The following is a 15,549-nucleotide window of genomic DNA, read 5'->3' as shown; positions in this document are numbered from 1 at the left end:
GGTCAGGCGGACAGATGGGGACGGAGCAGGACAAGCGCAAGGTGCGGCCGCGGCGCCGGTGGCGGCGCTGGCTGTGGATCACGCCGTGCGCGCTGGTGGTGTTCAGCATCGTGCAGGTGGCGGTGCTGCGGTTCGTCGACCCGCCGTTTTCCACGGTGATGGCGCTGCGCCAGGTGGAGGCCTGGGGGCAGGGCGACTGGGGTTTCCGCATCCATTACCAGTGGCGCGACCTGGACGCGATGGCGGCCAGCGTGCCGATCTCGCTGGTGGCCGCGGAGGACCAGCGCTTCCCGCTGCACAACGGGTTCGACCTGGAGGCGATCGAAAAGGCCATGGACCACAACGCCCGCGGCAAGCGCCTGCGCGGCGGCAGCACGATCAGCCAGCAGGTCGCCAAGAACCTGTTCCTGTGGCAGGGGCGCAGCTGGCTGCGCAAAGGGCTGGAGGCCTGGTACACGGTGCTGATCGAGGCGTTCTGGCCGAAGCGGCGGATCCTGGAGATGTACGCCAACGTGGCCGAATTCGGCGATGGCGTCTATGGCGTGCAGGCCGCGTCGCAGCGCTTCTGGCGCAAGGACGCGGCGCGGCTGTCGGCGGGCGAGAGCGCGCGCCTTGCCGCGGTGCTGCCGTCGCCGCGCCGTTACAGCGCGACCAGCCCCGGCCCGTTCGTGCAGCGCCGCGCGGCCTGGATCCAGCGCCAGGCGCGGCAGCTCGGCGGCTCCGGTTATGCCGTGGGCGACGACTGAAGCCACCGTGCGCGGGCTGCATCCGGGCCTGCGTTCCATACTTGCGTAGAATGCGCGCATGACAGACCGCGACAGGCTGACCATCGTCATTGCCGCCTGCAACGAGCAGGACGCGCTGCCGTTGCTGCACCCGCGCATCCGCGCCGAGCTGGAGCGCCTGCCGGACATCGATGGCCGCGTGCTCTACGTGGACGACGGCAGCACCGATGCGACCTGGGCGCTGATCCTGCAGCTGGCGGAGGTCGACCCGCAGGTGTCCGCGCTGCGGCTGTCGCGCAACTTCGGCAAGGAGGCCGCGCTCACCGCCGCGCTGGACCTGGTGGACGAGGGCGCGGCGCTGATCCTGGACGCGGACGGGCAGGACCCGCCGGAGCTGATTCCGCAGTTCGTGGCGCTGTGGCGACAGGGCCACGACGATGTCTATGGCACGCGCCTGGTGCGCGACGGCGAGGGCTGGCTCAAGCGCGCCACCGCCGCGGCGTTCTACCGGGTGATCGGGCGCCTGTCGAAGACGCCGATCCCCGCCGATACCGGCGATTTCCGCCTGCTGTCGCCGCGCGCGCTGGCCGCATTGCGGCAGCTGCGCGAACGGCAGCGCTTCATGAAGGGCCTGTTCGGCTGGGTGGGTTTCCGCCGCGTGGCGCTGCCGTACCATCGCGCGCCGCGCATGGCCGGGCGCAGCAAGTTCGGCTTCTGGAAGTTGTGGAACTTCGCGCTGGAAGGCATCACCAGTTTTTCCACCGCGCCACTGCGCGTGGCGACCTACCTGGGCCTGCTGACCGCCGCGTCGGCGTTCGGCTTCGGCGCCTGGGTGGTGGGCAAGGCGGCGCTGTACGGCGACCGCGTGGCGGGCTGGCCGACGATGATGGCGGTGATCCTGTTCCTGGGCGGCGTGCAGTTGATCGCGCTGGGTCTGATCGGCGAGTACCTCGGCCGCCTGTACATGGAAGCCAAGCAGCGGCCGCTGTACCTGGTTGACACCTGGCGGCCGGCGGACGTGGCACTATCGGGCGCATCCGCCAGCAAGGGAGAACGCCATGCAGACCGTTCGTCAGTTGCTCGGGACCAAGTCCCCTGAGATCCACGCGGTAGCGCCACAGAGCGCGGTGATCGACGCGATCCGGTTGATGGCCGAGAAGGGCATCGGCGCGGTGCTGGTGATGGACGGCGCGCGGCTGGCCGGTATCCTTTCCGAGCGCGACTACGCACGCAAGATCGTGCTGCGCGACCGCTCCTCGCGCGATACGCCGGTGGCATCGATCATGACCGCCGACCTGGTCACGGTGACGCCCGCCGACACCGTGGAGGACTGCCTGCAACTGGTGACCGACCGCCGCATCCGCCACCTGCCGGTGGTGGAGGGCGGTGCCGTGGTGGGAGTGATTTCCATCGGCGACCTGGTCAAGGCGGTGATCGAGCAGCAGCGGCGCGAACTGGGGCAGCTGCAGCAGTACATCGTCGGCGGCTGAGGCGCCGGCATGGCGGCGCGCTATTTCGCGTAGCGGCCGCCGCAGTCCGCGTCCTTGCCGGGCCCGGTTTCGATCAGGGCCAGCAGCGCGGCCGGCGGCGCGATGCTGCCGAGCGTCAGCGCGACGGCGCCGCGCAGGCCCAGCGCCTTGAAGTCGGGACGGAACGACGGGTCCTTGAAGCTGCCGGCGATGTGCAGCGGCGAACGCAGCACGAGGATGCTGACGTCCTTCGGACGCGGCCGCAGCAGCAGGTCCAGCCGTTCGTGGGTGAGATCGATGCTGCCCTCGCCGACGATCAGGGTGTCGGTGGTGTCGAAGGCCAGCGCGTTGGCCTGCATCTGCCCGTCCTTCACGTCGAAGTCGGCGAAGGCGCAGCGCAGCGGAATCTGGCGGTCGCCGGTGAACAGGAACTTCACCGATTCGGCCACGTCCAGCCCGGCCAGTTCCATCAGCAGGTTGCCGATGTGGCCGCGGCCCATGCCGATGGCCACGCTGCCGTCGCTGCTGCCGAGCATGGCGGCGACCGAGTTGCCGTTTCCGCTCAGGCGCAGCTGGCCACCGATGCCGCCGGATGCCTGCTGCGCCAGGCGCGCGTCGGGAAACAGCTGGCCCAGTTGCACGCCGCGCACGCTGGCATCGAGCGCGGTGGTGATGCGCGGCTGCCGCGCGTCCATGCGGATGGTGCTGCGGATGGTGCCGCCGGCGACGCCGAAGTTCAGCGGTTCCAGCCGCAGCAGGCCGGCGTCGAGCAGCAGGTGGGCGTCCATGTTCTCCAGCGGCAGCGACGGCGAATTGATGTGGTGGGCCTTCCAGCGCACGTCCGCGTCCATCGCGCGCAGCTTGCCCAGGTTGTACGGCGTGTCCGGCAACACAGTCGGCTTGGCCGCCAGTGCCGCCGCTTTGGCCTTCTGCTCGGGGTTGGCGGTCTCGCCGGCGCCGGTTTTCGGCGGCGCGCCGACGAAGCCGGCGAGATCGTCGAAGTCCAGCCGCCGCGAGACCAGATCGGCGGTCAGGCGCGGGCGCTCGTCGGTCACGTCGATCTGCGCATCGCCGGCGAGGTCGCTGTCGCCCACCTGTCCGCTGAATTTCTCGTAGCGCCAGACATCATGGTCGCGGCTGAGCCGGCCCTCGAGGCGGTAGGGCGGCGACGACGGCATGGCGATCCCGATCAGCGGATACAGGTCGTCCAGGTCATTGCCGCTGAGGCGGAACTGCAGGTCGAATACCTGCAACTGGAACGGGTTGGTCAGCGTGCCACTGGCGATGGCATGGGTGGCGCCAGCGCGGCCGTCGAGGTGGAGGCGGAAGGGGTGGTCGCTGTCGGCCAGTTCCAGCGGCGATTCGGTGCCGCCGCGCACGGTGAACGAGGCGCCGCGCCAGCGGCCCTTGCCTTCCAGCAGCAGCGGCGGCGCGGCATTGGCCTGCTTCGGCGCACCGCTGTGGACGTCGAGCTGGATGTCGGTGCGGCCGGCTTCGTCGAGGAACTGCAGCCTGCCGTCGGCCACGCGCAGCCGTTTGAGCTGCAACGGCTGGCCGCCACCGCCGCCGAGGAAGGACCAGTTGCCAGGTTCGCCGCGACGGGGGGCGGTCTGCAGCAGCACGTCGGGACGGGTGAGGCGAACTTCCGGCAGCCGCACGCGGCCGCGCAGCAGCGGCCACAGGCGCAGGTCGACCTCGACCCGGTCGGCGCGGGCCATGTCCGGCCGCTGGGCCCAGGATGCGTTGGCGAAGGTGACGCGGTCGGCGCGGAGGGTGCTGGTGCTGCCCAGGTCCACGTCGAGATGGCCGATGTGCAGGGCGCGGCCGGTACGCGCCTGCACTGCGCGCTCCAGCGGGCCCTTGAACCAGTTCCAGTCCCACAGCAGCAACAGCACGACGATGGCCGCAAGCAGCAGGCCGGCCGCCGCCAGCCAGCGCTGGCCACGCTTGCCGGGGCGGCGGAAACGCCAGCGCGACGCGCGCGGCGTGGCGGGGGCAGGCGGAGTGTTCACGCGGCCATGGTTACCGCCGCGTCGTGCACGCGGCGCGAAGCGCTCATTCGCGTTGCGTGCAGGCCGCGTTGCCGCGGCGTGCGCGGCGCCGGTGGGGTGCCGTGGGCGCTAGAGGATCTGCGCGGTCACCGAGACGAAGTGGCAGACGCTGCCGCCGATCACGAACAGGTGCCAGATGGCGTGCGAATAGCGCACCGATTCGCGGTGGTAGAAGTAGGTGCCCAGCGTGTAGAAGACGCCGCCGGCCAGCAGCCAGCCCAGGGTGAAGCCGTCCAGCGAGTTCCACATCGGTTCGATGGCGACGATCACCAGCCAGCCCATGGCGATGTAGATGGCGGTGGACAGGCGCTTGAAGCGGCCGGTGTAGAACAGCTTGAACACCACCCCGCCCAGCGCCAGCGTCCAGATCGCGGCGAACAGCCCCCAGCCCCACGGCCCGCGCAGGCCGATCAGGGTGAATGGCGTGTAGGTGCCGGCGATCAGCAGGTAGATCGCGCAGTGGTCGAAGATCTTCAGCCGTCCCTTGGCCACCGGGTGCTGGATGGCGTGGTACAGGGTGGAGGCGGTGTAGAGCAGCAGCAGGGCGATGCCGAAGACGATGGCGCTGGCCAGTTGCCAGCCGTCGCCGTAGATCGCGGCCAGCGTGATCAGCACGGCGCTGGCGCCGAGGGCGGTGACCGCGCCCAGACCGTGGGTCAGGGCGCTGGCGATTTCCTCGCGGATATCGGCGGCGTGATGCGACAGGGGGGCGGTGGCAGGCATGGGCCGAAACTTACCGCAATGCAGCACGGGGTGCATCCCTACGCCCGCCGCCTGTTCCGGATGGTGTCAGGCGGCGGAGCAGGAGCGCGCCAGGGGGCGCTCCTGGGCGCGGTCATTCCACCGAGACGGTGTGCGCGGCTTCGCGCGTGGCGGAAAAGCGCACGTCCGGCGCGCGTTCCTGCGCCAGCTGCAGGTTGACCCGGGTCGGGGCGAGGTAGACCAGCTGCCCGGCGGCGTCCACCGCCAGGTTGTTGGCGTTCTTCTCGCGGAACTCCTCCAGCTTCTTCGCGTTGTCGCAATGCACCCAGCGCGCGGTGACCACGCCGACCGGCTCGAAGATGGCTTCCACGCCGTACTCGTCCTTCAGGCGGTAGGCGGCCACGTCGAACTGCAGCACGCCGACCGCGCCCAGGATCAGGTCGTTGCTCATGATCGGGCGGAAGAACTGGGTGGCGCCTTCCTCGGACAGCTGCGCCAGGCCCTTCTGCAGCTGCTTGAGCTTGAGCGGGTCCTTCAGGCGCGCGCGGCGGAACAGTTCCGGAGCGAAGTTGGGGATGCCGGTGAAGGTGACCGCCTCGCCCTCGGTGAAGGTGTCGCCGATGGAAATGGTGCCGTGGTTGTGGATGCCGATCACGTCGCCCGGCCACGCCTCGGCGGCGATCTCGCGGTCGCTGGCCATGAAGGTCAGTGCGTTGGCCAGCTTCATTTCCTTGCCGGTGCGCACGTGGAAGGTCTTCATGCCGGCGCTGAACCTGCCCGAGCACACGCGCATGAACGCCACGCGGTCGCGGTGCTGCGGGTCCATGTTGGCCTGGATCTTGAACACGAAGCCGGTCAGCCTGTCTTCCTGCGGGGCGATGTCGCGGCCGGTGGTGGCGCGCGGCTGCGGCGCCGGCGCGTGCTCGACGAAGAAGTCCAGCAGCGGCTGCACGCCGAAGTTGTTCACGCCCGAGCCGAAGAACACCGGGGTCTGCTGGCCGCGCAGGTAGGCGTCCTTGTCGAACGGATGGCTGGCGCCCTGCACCAGTTCCAGTTCCTCGCGCAGGTCGGCCAGCATCTTCTCGCCGATGCGCTCGGCCAGGCCGGGCGCGTCCAGCGACGGGAAGATGGTCGAATCCTGGCGGGTGAAGTTGCGGCCCGGTTCGTACAGGTGCACTTCGCCGGTGAGCAAGTGCACCACGCCCTTCAGGCGCTGGCCCATGCCGATCGGCCAGGTGACCGGCGCGCACTGGATGCCGAGCACGGTTTCCACCTCGTCCAGCAGTTCGATCGGGTCCTTGCCCTCGCGGTCGAGCTTGTTGATGAAGGTCATGATCGGCGTGTCGCGCAGGCGGCACACCTCCATCAGCTTGATGGTGCGCTCCTCCACGCCCTTGGCCACGTCGATCACCATCAGCGCCGAGTCCACCGCGGTGAGCACGCGGTAGGTGTCCTCGCCGAAGTCGGCGTGGCCGGGGGTATCGAGCAGGTTGACGATCTTGCCCTCGTACGGGAACTGCATCACCGAGGAGGTGACCGAGATGCCGCGCTCCTTCTCCAGCGCCATCCAGTCCGAGGTGGCGTGGCGGCTGGTCTTGCGCGACTTCACCGAACCGGCCATCTGGATCGCGCCTCCGAACAGCAGCAGCTTTTCGGTCAGCGTGGTCTTGCCGGCGTCGGGGTGGGAAATGATGGCGAAGGTGCGGCGGCGCGCGGCTTCGGAGGCGACTTCGGACATGGCGGCTGCGCCCGCGGCGGGCGCGCATTGGGAAAGGGAAGCCGGCGATTATAGCCTCTCAGGGCGCGGCGCCCGTTTCGCGGGCAAAGCGCAGCTCGCCACGCGGGCCGGCCATGCGGAACGGGATCGAGGCCAGCGCCAGCCCGGTATTGGCCTGCACGGCGAAGTGCAGGTGCGGGCCGGTGCTGCGGCCGGTGTTGCCGGAGCGGGCCAGCACCTGGCCGGCCTGGACCGCCTGCCCGGGGCGGACCGCCAGGCTGCCGGACTGCAGGTGGGCATACAGCGCCATGCCGCCATCGGCGTGCAGGATCCGGACCAGGCAGCCGTCCTCGGCCGGATCGGCCACCACCTGCATCACCGTGCCGGCGCGGGCGGCGAGGACCGGCGTGCCTTCGGGCAGGGGAAAGTCGATGGCGTGGCGGTTCTGCGCGTCGCCGTGGCTGCGGTGGCCGTCGATGCCCTGGCTGACGCGGACCGGCGCGCCGTCGAACGGCAGCCGGTAGAGGTGGTCGGCGGGGCGGGCGGACGGATCGCCGGGGAAGGCGTCGAGCAGCAGGCGCACGGCCTTGCCCTCGTCGGCCAGCCACAGCAGACGGCGCTGCGCGCCGGCCGGCAGCAGCACCGGCGCGGCCATCGCGCCGCCACTGCCGCCATCGCGCAGGCGGACCTGGACCGGGCCGGCCAGCAGGTTGCGCACCTGCACCTCGTGGCCGCCGGCGCGGCGCTGCAGCTCCAGGCGGGCGAAGCCGGCGCCGTGGGCAATGCCGTTTCCCTGCGGTGTCGAAGCGGTCAGCCCCCAGCCCTGGCGCCAGCGCGGTGCGGCGCCTTCGCCGTGGGCGGGCAGGGCGAGTGTCGCGGACAGGAGCAGGAGCGGCAGCTGGCGCATGCGGTGACGGCGGAGGCGGGCCCCGGATTATGCCGGCATGGTTGCATCGGAAACTCCATCGCTCCATCCGAATAAAGAGATTGACAGGGGGCGGGGCGGCTGGCATCGTGTGCCCACCATCGAGACCGGCGGAGGGACAGGCCCTTTGATGCCGGGGCAACCAGCGGGTGCGCAAGCGCCTGTGTTTGGTGCCAAATCCTGCGGTGACCACTGTGTCCGCCGAAAGATGGTTCGATCCGTGCCAGCGCACGGCGAACACGGGCCCGCGAAGCTCGATGGCTGCTCCTTACCGGATATCGCCATGAGTTTCGCCACCGCCACCGCCCTCCGTGAAATCCCGGCCGCCGCGCACGACGGCGCGACGTCTGCCATTGCCGCCGTGCGCGGGGAAATCGAGGTGCGCCTGGCCATGCGCCATGCTGGCGCACGCGCGCTGCGCCTGCGCTACGAGCTGGTCGGCCGCGCCGACGCGCCGGTGGTGCTGGTGGCCGGCGGCATTTCCGCGCACCGCCACATCGCCGCCAACGCGGTATTCGGCGAGAAGGGCTGGGCCGACGGCCTGGTCGGCGCCGGCCGCGCGCTGGACCCGTCGCGTCGCCGCCTGCTCGGCTTCGATTTCATCGGCGCCGATGGCGGGCTGGACGCGCCGATCGACACCGCCGACCAGGCCGACGCCGTCGCCGCGCTGCTGGACGCGCTGGGCATCCACTGCCTGCACGGCTGCGTCGGCTATTCCTACGGCGCCCTGGTCGGCCAGCAACTGGCCATCCGCCACCCGCAGCGGCTGGGCCGGCTGGTGGCGGTCAGCGGCGCGCACCGCCCGCATCCCTATGCCTCGGCCTGGCGCGCGCTGCAGCGGCGCGCGGTCGCACTGGGCCAGCTGCAGTGCGCCGAGACGCACGGGCTGGCGCTGGCGCGCCAGTTCGCCATGCTCAGCTACCGCACGCCGGAGGAGTTCGGCGAGCGCTTCGACGCCGCGCCCGAGGTGGTCAACGGCCGCGTGCGCGTGGCCGCCGAGGACTACCTCGACGCCGCCGGCGCGCAGTACGTGGCGCGCACTCGCGTCAACGCCTATCTGCGCCTGTCTGAATCCATCGACCTGCACCGCGTCGATCCGGCCGCCATCGGCGTGCCGACGCTGGTGGTCGCGGTGGAAGGCGACCGCCTGGTGCCGCTGTCCGACCTGGTCGCGCTGGTCGAGGGCCTGGGCACGCGCGGCAGCCTGCGCGTGCTGCGCTCGCCCTACGGCCACGACGCCTTCCTGAAAGAAACCGATCGCATCGACGCGATCCTCGCCAACGCCCTTCGCCTTCCCGGAGAAACCGCATGAGCCTGTCCACCGTTTCCGACGTGTCCTGTTGCCGCGCCACCGCGGCCGTGCGTGCCGGCATCGACCGCGATGCCGCCTTCGGCGCGGTGACGCCGCCGATCGTGCTGTCGTCCAACTTCAGCTTCGACGGCTTCGGCAACAAGCGCCAATACGACTACACGCGCAGCGGCAACCCGACCCGCGACCTGCTGGGCGAGGCGCTGGCCGAACTGGAAGGCGGCGCCGGCGGCGTGATCACCTCCACCGGCATGGGCGCGATCAACCTGGTGCTCAACGCGCTGCTGCAGCCGGGCGACAGGCTGGTGGTGCCGCATGACGCCTACGGCGGCAGCTGGCGGCTGTTCAACGCGCTGGCGAGCAAGGGCCACTTCGAGCTGATCACCGCCGACCTGACCGATCCGCGCGCGCTGGCCGAGGCGCTGGCGCAGGCGCCGAAGCTGGTGCTGGTGGAGACCCCGTCCAACCCGCTGCTGCGCATCACCGACCTGCGCTTCGTGATCGACGCCGCGCACCGGGCCGGCGCCCGGGTGGTGGTGGACAACACCTTCCTGTCGCCGGCGCTGCAGAACCCGATCGCCTTCGGCGCCGACCTGGTGCTGCATTCGACCACCAAGTACGTCAACGGCCACAGCGACGTGGTCGGCGGCGCGGTGATCGCGCGCGACGCCGAGGTGCACCAGCAGCTGGTGTGGTGGGCCAACGCGCTGGGCCTGACCGGCTCGCCGTTCGACGCCTTCCTGACCCTGCGCGGCCTGCGCACGCTGGACGCGCGCCTGCGCGTGCACCAGGAGAACACCCGCGCCCTGGTCGATCTGCTCGCCGGCAGCGACGTGGTGGCCAAGGTCTATTACCCGGGGCTGGAATCGCACCCGGGCCATGCGGTGGCCGCGCGCCAGCAGAAGGGCTTCGGCGCCATGCTGTCCTTCGAGCTGGCGCAGTGCGAGGGCGCCGACCCGCACGCGGCGGTGCGCGCCTTCGTCGAAGGCCTGCGTTACTTCACCCTGGCCGAGTCGCTGGGCGGCGTGGAGAGCCTGGTCGCGCACCCGGCCACCATGACCCACGCGGCGATGACCGCCGAAGCGCGCGCCAAGGCCGGCATCAGCGATGGCCTGCTGCGCCTGTCGGTCGGCATCGAGGCCAGCGAGGACCTGGTGGCCGACCTGCAGGCGGGCCTGCGGCGCGCCGCGCGCGTGCTGGCCGACAGCCGGCTCGCCGCGCAGCGGAAAACGGTGGACGCATGAGCGCGCAGCTGCGACCGCAGGCGGCCGCGCAGGCGCGGCTGGTGCTGTTGGGCACCGGTACCGTGGGCTCGGCCTTCGTCGCCCGTTACCAGGCCCTGCGGCAGCGGCAGCTCGCGCTGCCGTCGCTGCACGTGGTGGCGAACTCGCGCATCGCGCTGGCCTGCGGCGATGCGCCCGAGGCGGTGCTGTCGCGCGCCCGCGACGCGGACCGGCAGGGCGGCGCGCCCGCGCACCAGGAGGAAGTGGGGCGCCTGCAGGCCGGCGACATCGTGGTCGATGCCACCGCCAGCGAGGAGGTCGCCGCCGAGCACGCGCACTGGCTGGCGCGCGGCATCCATGTAGTCACCGCCAACAAGCTGGGCAACGGCACCGCGCTGGCGCGCGCTCGGCAGATCGGCGCGCTCGTGGCCGGCGGCGGCGCGCGCTACGGCGATGCGGCCACGGTCGGCGCCGGCCTGCCGCTGCTGTCCAGCATCCGCGCGCTGGTGGCCGGCGGCGACCGCGTGCATGCCATCGAAGGCGTGCTGTCCGGTTCGCTGGCCTGGCTGTTCCATCGTTTCGATGGCAGCCGGCCGTTCTCGGACTGCGTGCGCGAGGCCGCCGCCGCCGGTTACACCGAGCCGGATCCGCGCATCGACCTGTCCGGCGAGGACGTGCGCCGCAAGCTGCTGATCCTGGCGCGCGCGGCCGGCGTGGCGCTGGAGGCCGGGCAGGTGGCGGTCGAATCGCTGGTGCCGCCGGCGCTGGCCGCCTTGCCGGCCGCGCAGGTCGATGCCGCGCTGGCGCAGCTGGACGCGCCGCTCGCCGGACGTTTCCGGCAGGCGCGGGAGCAGGGGCTGACGCTGTGCTTCGTCGCCCGCCTGGACGCGCACGGCGCCCGCGTCGGCCTGCGTGCCCTGCCTGCGGACCATCCGCTGGCCGGCGGTCGCGGCACCGACAACCGCGTGGCGATCCACAGCGATCGTTACCACCGGCAGCCGTTGCTGATCCAGGGGCCGGGCGCGGGCGCCGACGTCACCGCGGCGGCGCTGCTGGACGACGTGCTGGACATCGCCAGGCGCTGAGGGCGAAGCCCGGCCGCCGTCGGGCGCTGCGGCGCCTGTCGTGGAGGCGGAGCGCGCCCGCCTGGGATTGGCCGGTGAGGGGCCAGCGCAGCATGCTGCGCTCCACGGGATCGGGAGGGGACTGAAAGCTCCCGCCCGGTCAACGGCCGGGAGACACCCTGGAAGCGCGATCGCCGGCGGGCCGGCTGTCAGTGCCGTGCGAGTTTCGCGGCGAGAAAACGCTCCACTTCAGCGCGGCCCATGCGCGTTCCGTCGCGGCCGACGACGCTGAAATCCACGCCGTTGTCCCACAGCTGCGGCGCCGCCAGCACGGCGATGTCCTCCGACGCGGTACGCGCCTGCAGGTCGAGCAGGCGCTGGTTGAAGCCGGCCGCCTGCAGCCAGGCGCGGTAGCTGGAATCGTGTTCGGTGGCGAACTGGTCCTGGTAGTGGCATTCCTCGCGCGCCGGCGAGGGCAGGGCGTCGCACTGCGCGTTGCGCTGGTGCAGGCCGATCACCGCGTCGGGCTCCATCTGCCGCTGTGCCGCGGCGGCCCAGAGCGCGACGCAGATGCTGGCGCAGTAGCCGCGCACGCGCACGGTGAGGTTGTTGCGGCGGACGATGCGCGCGGCCTCCAGCCCGGTGACCGCATAGCCGCCACCGCTGGTGATGTCGATGCGCCGCACCGAGGGCGTCGCGTCCAGCAGCGCCTTCAGGTCGTTGGCGAAACTGCGGCCCACCCCGCCTTCCACGCGCAGGGCATTGCCCTGCTCCTGCAGCGACATGCGCGCTTCGCCGATGTCCACCAGCGTGGTGGATTTTTCGCCATGGACGACATGCGCCTGCGGTCGCGTGGCCGGGGCGGCGTCGGCCGGCGCGGCGGTTTGCGCCGTGGTCGCGGCATCGGTCGGATCGACCGCCGGCCGCCTGCCGATGAACCAGGCCAGCACCAGCAGCCCGATCACCGCGAGCACGAGCCGCGGCAGGGTCAGGACGCTCCCGCTGCGCGGGGCCGGGGTGGCCGTGCGTGGACGCCGCGGCGTCGCCGGCCCACCGGGTTGCTGTCCGCTCTGCATCCGTAAATCCCCAAGGCGTCCATGGCGAGGCGGAATTCTGCTGTGTCGCCGGGAACCGGCGCAATACGGCGTGGCTGGCAGCGGAAGAGCCGTCCGTGCGCGCCGGGGCACCGGGCGTGAGCAGGCTACGAAGTGGCTTCGCAGCGGATCTCGCCTTCGATGCCGAACATTTCCAGCAGGCCGTTTTCCACCAGCCACCACGGGTCGCCGCTGAGCACGGACAGGTCGTCGGGCAGGCGCGCGCCCGGCACCGGCTGGTAGGCGATCCAGCCGTTGCGGCCGGACGTCTTGGCCCGGTACAGCGCGCGGTCGGCGAGGGTGACCAGCTGTTCCCAGCCGAGCAGGCGCGGATGGCTGGGGAACAGCGGGCATTCGATCAGCCCGACCGAGGCGGTGAGGCGGTGCCGCTGGCCGTTGCCCAGGTCGAAACTGTGCTCGGCGATGCGCGTGCACAGGCGCTGGCCCAGCCGCGCCAGGCTGCCGCGCGGCAGCGGGCGGAACACCAGCAGGAATTCCTCGCCGCCCCAGCGCGCCACGTAGTCGCCGCTGCGCTTGAGTTCGCCCAGCAGCTGGCCGATCTGCTCCAGCACCCGGTCGCCGGCGGCGTGGCCGTGGGTGTCGTTGACCGATTTGAAGTGGTCCACGTCGAGCAGGGCGAACACCACCGCCTCGCTGCCTTGCCGGTAACCCTCGTCGCGCTCGTAGAACGACAGGTCGGTGGGAATCTGCTGGGACAGGTAGCGCCGGTTGTGCAGGCCGGTGAGCGGGTCGGTGAAACTGATCGCCTTGAGCTGCGCGTTGGCCGCCTGCAGGTCGCGGGTGCGCTCCTGCACCAGCCGTTCCAGCTGCGCGCGCTGGCGCGCGTAGCGGTGCTGCAGCCCGAGGTAGCCCAGCCAGATCAATCCCGCCAGCCCCAGCACCGCCAGCAGGCGGAAGGCCAGGGTCTCGTGCAGGCGCCGCGGGATTTCCACCGCCACGTGCGCGGCGTGGCGCAGCGGCTCGGGGTGGCTGAAATCGGCGACCTCGAAGGTGTAGTAGCCGGGCGGCAGGCTGGCGTAGCTGGCGTTGCGCATCGCCGGGTTGTCCAGCTCGCGCCAGTCCTTCTCGTAGCCGGCCAGGCGGTAGCGCAGCTGCGGGGTGTGCATCGGCTGGAAGTCGGGCAGGCTGAACTCGAAGCGCAGGTCGCGGGCGTCGAGCGGGAGCTTGAGCGTGCCCTGGCCGGCGGCCAGGCGGCGGCCCTGGACCTGCACATCGTCGATCCTGATCGTGCGCGGCACGCTGTCCGCCGCCGTGCCCACGTCCACCAGCAGCGCGCCGTCGCGGGTGGGCAGCCACAGCTGGCCATCGCGCAGCACGCCACGGCTGTTGCCGGCGCCGTTGCAGCATTTGTCCTGCTGGCCGCCGGCGCGGTCGGCGCCGGAGTTGATCACGATCTGCGCGCCCAGCGGCTGCCGCGGATCGGCCAGCGACCGGTCCAGCGACGCCAGCGGCAGGCGGTAGACGCCGCGCATGCCGGCGACCCACAGGTCGTTGCCGTGCTCGGCCAGGTGGAAGGCGACGTTGGCCGGCAGCTCGCGTTCGCGGTCCAGCCGGTGCCAGCGGTGGCCATCGTAGAGGCGCAGGCTTTCGCCATTGCTGGTGCCCAGCACCCAGCGCCCGTCCTCCAGTTCGAGCAAGGCGGTGACCGGGGTGTCGTCGGACAGCCCGGCCTGCCGGCCGGTCGGCAGGATGCGGCCGTCGCGCCATTCGTACAGGCCCTGGTAGGTGCCCAGCAGGATGCGGCCGTCGCGGGTTTCGTGGACCAGGCGGATGCGCGGATCGGCCAGTCCATCGCGTTCGCCATAGCGCGACAGGCGCTTGCCGTCCTCCAGCAGGAACAGCCCGCGGGTGGTGGCGAACCACAGCCGGTCGGCGTGGTCGCGGACGATGCCGTTGATCTGCGCGTCGCGCAGCGGGGCCAGTTCGGCCGGTTGCTCGAGCCGGCCCTGGCGCAGCAGCGCGACGCCGGCGCGGGTGCCGATCCAGGTCTGCCCGCGTTCGGGCAGCAGGCTGTAGGCCTCCGGGTGCGGCAGCCGGTTGCCCGGCACGCGGTTGTGGAAACGGCCATCGCGCCAGACCGCGACGCCGTCGCTGCTGCCGACCCAGATGCTGCCGTCCGGCGCCGCGGCGATCGACCACAGCAGCGGTTCCTCCAGCCCGTCGGCCTGGCTCAGGCGCCGCGCCCAGCCGTTCCATGCGCGGGTCACGCCCTCGACCATGCTGCCCAGCCACAGGTTGCCGTCGCGGTCCTCGAAGATCGAGCGGACGGCGATGGCGCCGGGCGCGTTGCGGATGCGTTCGGGCGGCTGGCCGGGGCGCAGCCGTTCCAGGTATTGCGGCGTGGCCACCCACAGGTTGCCGTCGCGGTCGGCCTGCATCGCTTCCACGGTCAGGGTGTCGTCGGCTGCCTGCCAGTTGCCGTTGCGCAGGCGGAACAGGCCATGGCGGGTGCCGGCCCACAGGTCGCCACCGGCCTGTGCCAGCGAGGTGACCGGGGCCGCCCTGGCCGCCGCCGGCAGCGGCAGGCTGCGCACCTTGCCGCCGGCGATGTGGAAGACCCGGCCTTCGCCGCCGGCCCACAGCCCGTCGGCGCGCGCCAGCAGGCTCAGCGCCGCTTCCGGCAGGGCGTGCACGCGCCGCAGCCGTCCGTCCTGCGGCGCGCAGATGCCTTCGGCGCAGCCCACCAGCAGGCGGTCGTCGAGCTTCAGCAGGGCGCTGGCCGGTGCCGGCCGGTCGGCGACGGCCGGGGCGATGGCATGGAAGCGTTCGTCCTCCAGCACCAGCAGCCCCTGCGAGGTGCCGATCCACAGCCGGCCCGCGTCGTCGGCTAGCAGGGCCAGGATGTTGTTGCCCAGCTCGGGCGCGTCGCGCTGGGTGTAGCGCACGAAACGCACGCCGTCGAACCGCGCCAGTCCGGTCTGGGTGCCGAACCACAGGTAGCCGGCCGGGTCCTGGGCGATGGCCAGCACGCTGATCTGCGGCAACCCCTGGTCCACGCCCCAGGTGTCGGTGACGTAATCGCGGAAGGGCTTGCCCGCATCCAGGGCGGCAGCGGGCAGGGAAACCGCCAGCAGGACCAGCAGCCACAGGCGAGCCAGCAGTCCGGCGCCGGTTGCCAGCGGCCGGCGCGGATGGCGGATGGTGGATGGCTTGTCGATCGAGATTCCCCCTGAATCCCGCACTGACGTCAGGTTACATCGAAAACCATAGCGGCTCCGCGCGTGCCGACTTGAATCCGCCGTGCCGCAT

At 71.7% G+C, this 15,549-nt stretch carries 12 protein-coding genes and 1 riboswitch; of the genes, 6 read left to right on the top strand and 6 right to left on the bottom strand.

The genetic code is table 11. The features are described from left to right. Positions 1 to 14 precede the first annotated feature (14 nt). Genes mtgA through AC06FP_RS00050 form a run of 3 tightly spaced genes read left to right on the top strand, consistent with a single transcriptional unit; the run spans position 15 to position 2,215 of the window. A complete protein-coding gene (mtgA, locus tag AC06FP_RS00060) occupies positions 15 to 746 on the top strand; it encodes a monofunctional biosynthetic peptidoglycan transglycosylase (protein ID WP_456116767.1) in 732 nt (243 codons plus the stop codon). A 58-nt stretch (positions 747 to 804) separates the two neighbouring features. Beyond that, positions 805 to 1,824, top strand: a complete 1,020-nt coding sequence (locus AC06FP_RS00055) for a glycosyltransferase family 2 protein (protein WP_478074035.1) — start codon at positions 805 to 807, stop codon at positions 1,822 to 1,824. Beyond that, positions 1,784 to 2,215, top strand: a complete 432-nt coding sequence (locus AC06FP_RS00050) for a CBS domain-containing protein (protein ID WP_478074034.1) — start codon at positions 1,784 to 1,786, stop codon at positions 2,213 to 2,215. Before AC06FP_RS00055 ends, AC06FP_RS00050 begins: the two co-directional genes overlap by 41 nt. Before the next feature lie 20 nt (positions 2,216 to 2,235). Here the strand turns inward: AC06FP_RS00050 and AC06FP_RS00045 are convergent, their stop codons facing one another. The 4 genes from AC06FP_RS00045 to AC06FP_RS00030 all read right to left on the bottom strand — a co-directional run bounded on the left by AC06FP_RS00045 (position 2,236) and on the right by AC06FP_RS00030 (position 7,571). After that, the gene (locus tag AC06FP_RS00045) at positions 2,236 to 4,206 is read right to left on the bottom strand and encodes an AsmA family protein (RefSeq protein WP_478074033.1); all 1,971 of its coding nucleotides are present in this window, start codon (positions 4,204 to 4,206) and stop codon (positions 2,236 to 2,238) included. 108 nt (positions 4,207 to 4,314) lie between these two features. Next, positions 4,315 to 4,968, bottom strand: coding sequence for a PAQR family membrane homeostasis protein TrhA (trhA, locus tag AC06FP_RS00040; RefSeq protein WP_478074032.1), 654 nt, complete (start codon positions 4,966 to 4,968; stop codon positions 4,315 to 4,317). 112 nt (positions 4,969 to 5,080) lie between these two features. Next, a complete protein-coding gene (locus AC06FP_RS00035) occupies positions 5,081 to 6,685 on the bottom strand; it encodes a peptide chain release factor 3 (RefSeq protein ID WP_456116762.1) in 1,605 nt (534 codons plus the stop codon). Between the two features lie 58 nt (positions 6,686 to 6,743). Further along, positions 6,744 to 7,571 carry a M23 family metallopeptidase gene (locus tag AC06FP_RS00030; protein WP_478074031.1) on the bottom strand — a complete coding sequence of 276 codons (828 nt, stop codon included), beginning with the start codon at positions 7,569 to 7,571 and terminating at the stop codon, positions 6,744 to 6,746. A 113-nt stretch (positions 7,572 to 7,684) separates the two neighbouring features. After that, a riboswitch (SAM riboswitch) is annotated at positions 7,685 to 7,804 on the top strand. Between AC06FP_RS00030 and metX the strand changes: the two genes are divergently transcribed. The 3 genes from metX (at position 7,798) to AC06FP_RS00015 (ending at position 11,206) form a co-directional block, all read left to right on the top strand. Beyond that, a complete protein-coding gene (gene metX / locus AC06FP_RS00025) occupies positions 7,798 to 8,901 on the top strand; it encodes a homoserine O-succinyltransferase MetX (RefSeq protein WP_478074030.1) in 1,104 nt (367 codons plus the stop codon). Its footprint overlaps the riboswitch before it by 7 nt. Next, entirely contained in the window at positions 8,898 to 10,142 is a 1,245-nt protein-coding gene (locus AC06FP_RS00020) for an O-succinylhomoserine (thiol)-lyase (protein WP_478074029.1), read from the top strand. The genes metX and AC06FP_RS00020 overlap by 4 nt, the downstream gene beginning before the upstream one ends. Then, complete coding sequence (locus AC06FP_RS00015; RefSeq protein WP_478074028.1) at positions 10,139 to 11,206, top strand: homoserine dehydrogenase family protein; 1,068 nt, start codon at positions 10,139 to 10,141, stop codon at positions 11,204 to 11,206. Before AC06FP_RS00020 ends, AC06FP_RS00015 begins: the two co-directional genes overlap by 4 nt. A gap of 188 nt (positions 11,207 to 11,394) precedes the next feature. On the opposite strand, the gene AC06FP_RS00010 is transcribed toward AC06FP_RS00015, so the two are convergent. Continuing rightward, entirely contained in the window at positions 11,395 to 12,261 is an 867-nt protein-coding gene (locus AC06FP_RS00010) for a hypothetical protein (RefSeq protein ID WP_478074027.1), read from the bottom strand. Positions 12,262 to 12,386: 125 nt separating this feature from the next. Continuing rightward, positions 12,387 to 15,482, bottom strand: a complete 3,096-nt coding sequence (locus AC06FP_RS00005; RefSeq protein WP_478074026.1) for a diguanylate cyclase — start codon at positions 15,480 to 15,482, stop codon at positions 12,387 to 12,389. Positions 15,483 to 15,549: the final 67 nt, after the last annotated feature.

This window comes from Stenotrophomonas sp. Steno-Z2 (assembly GCF_056393235.1).
Note: the sequence above shows the minus strand (reverse complement) of the source record. Positions and strands in the feature narration are given on the sequence as shown.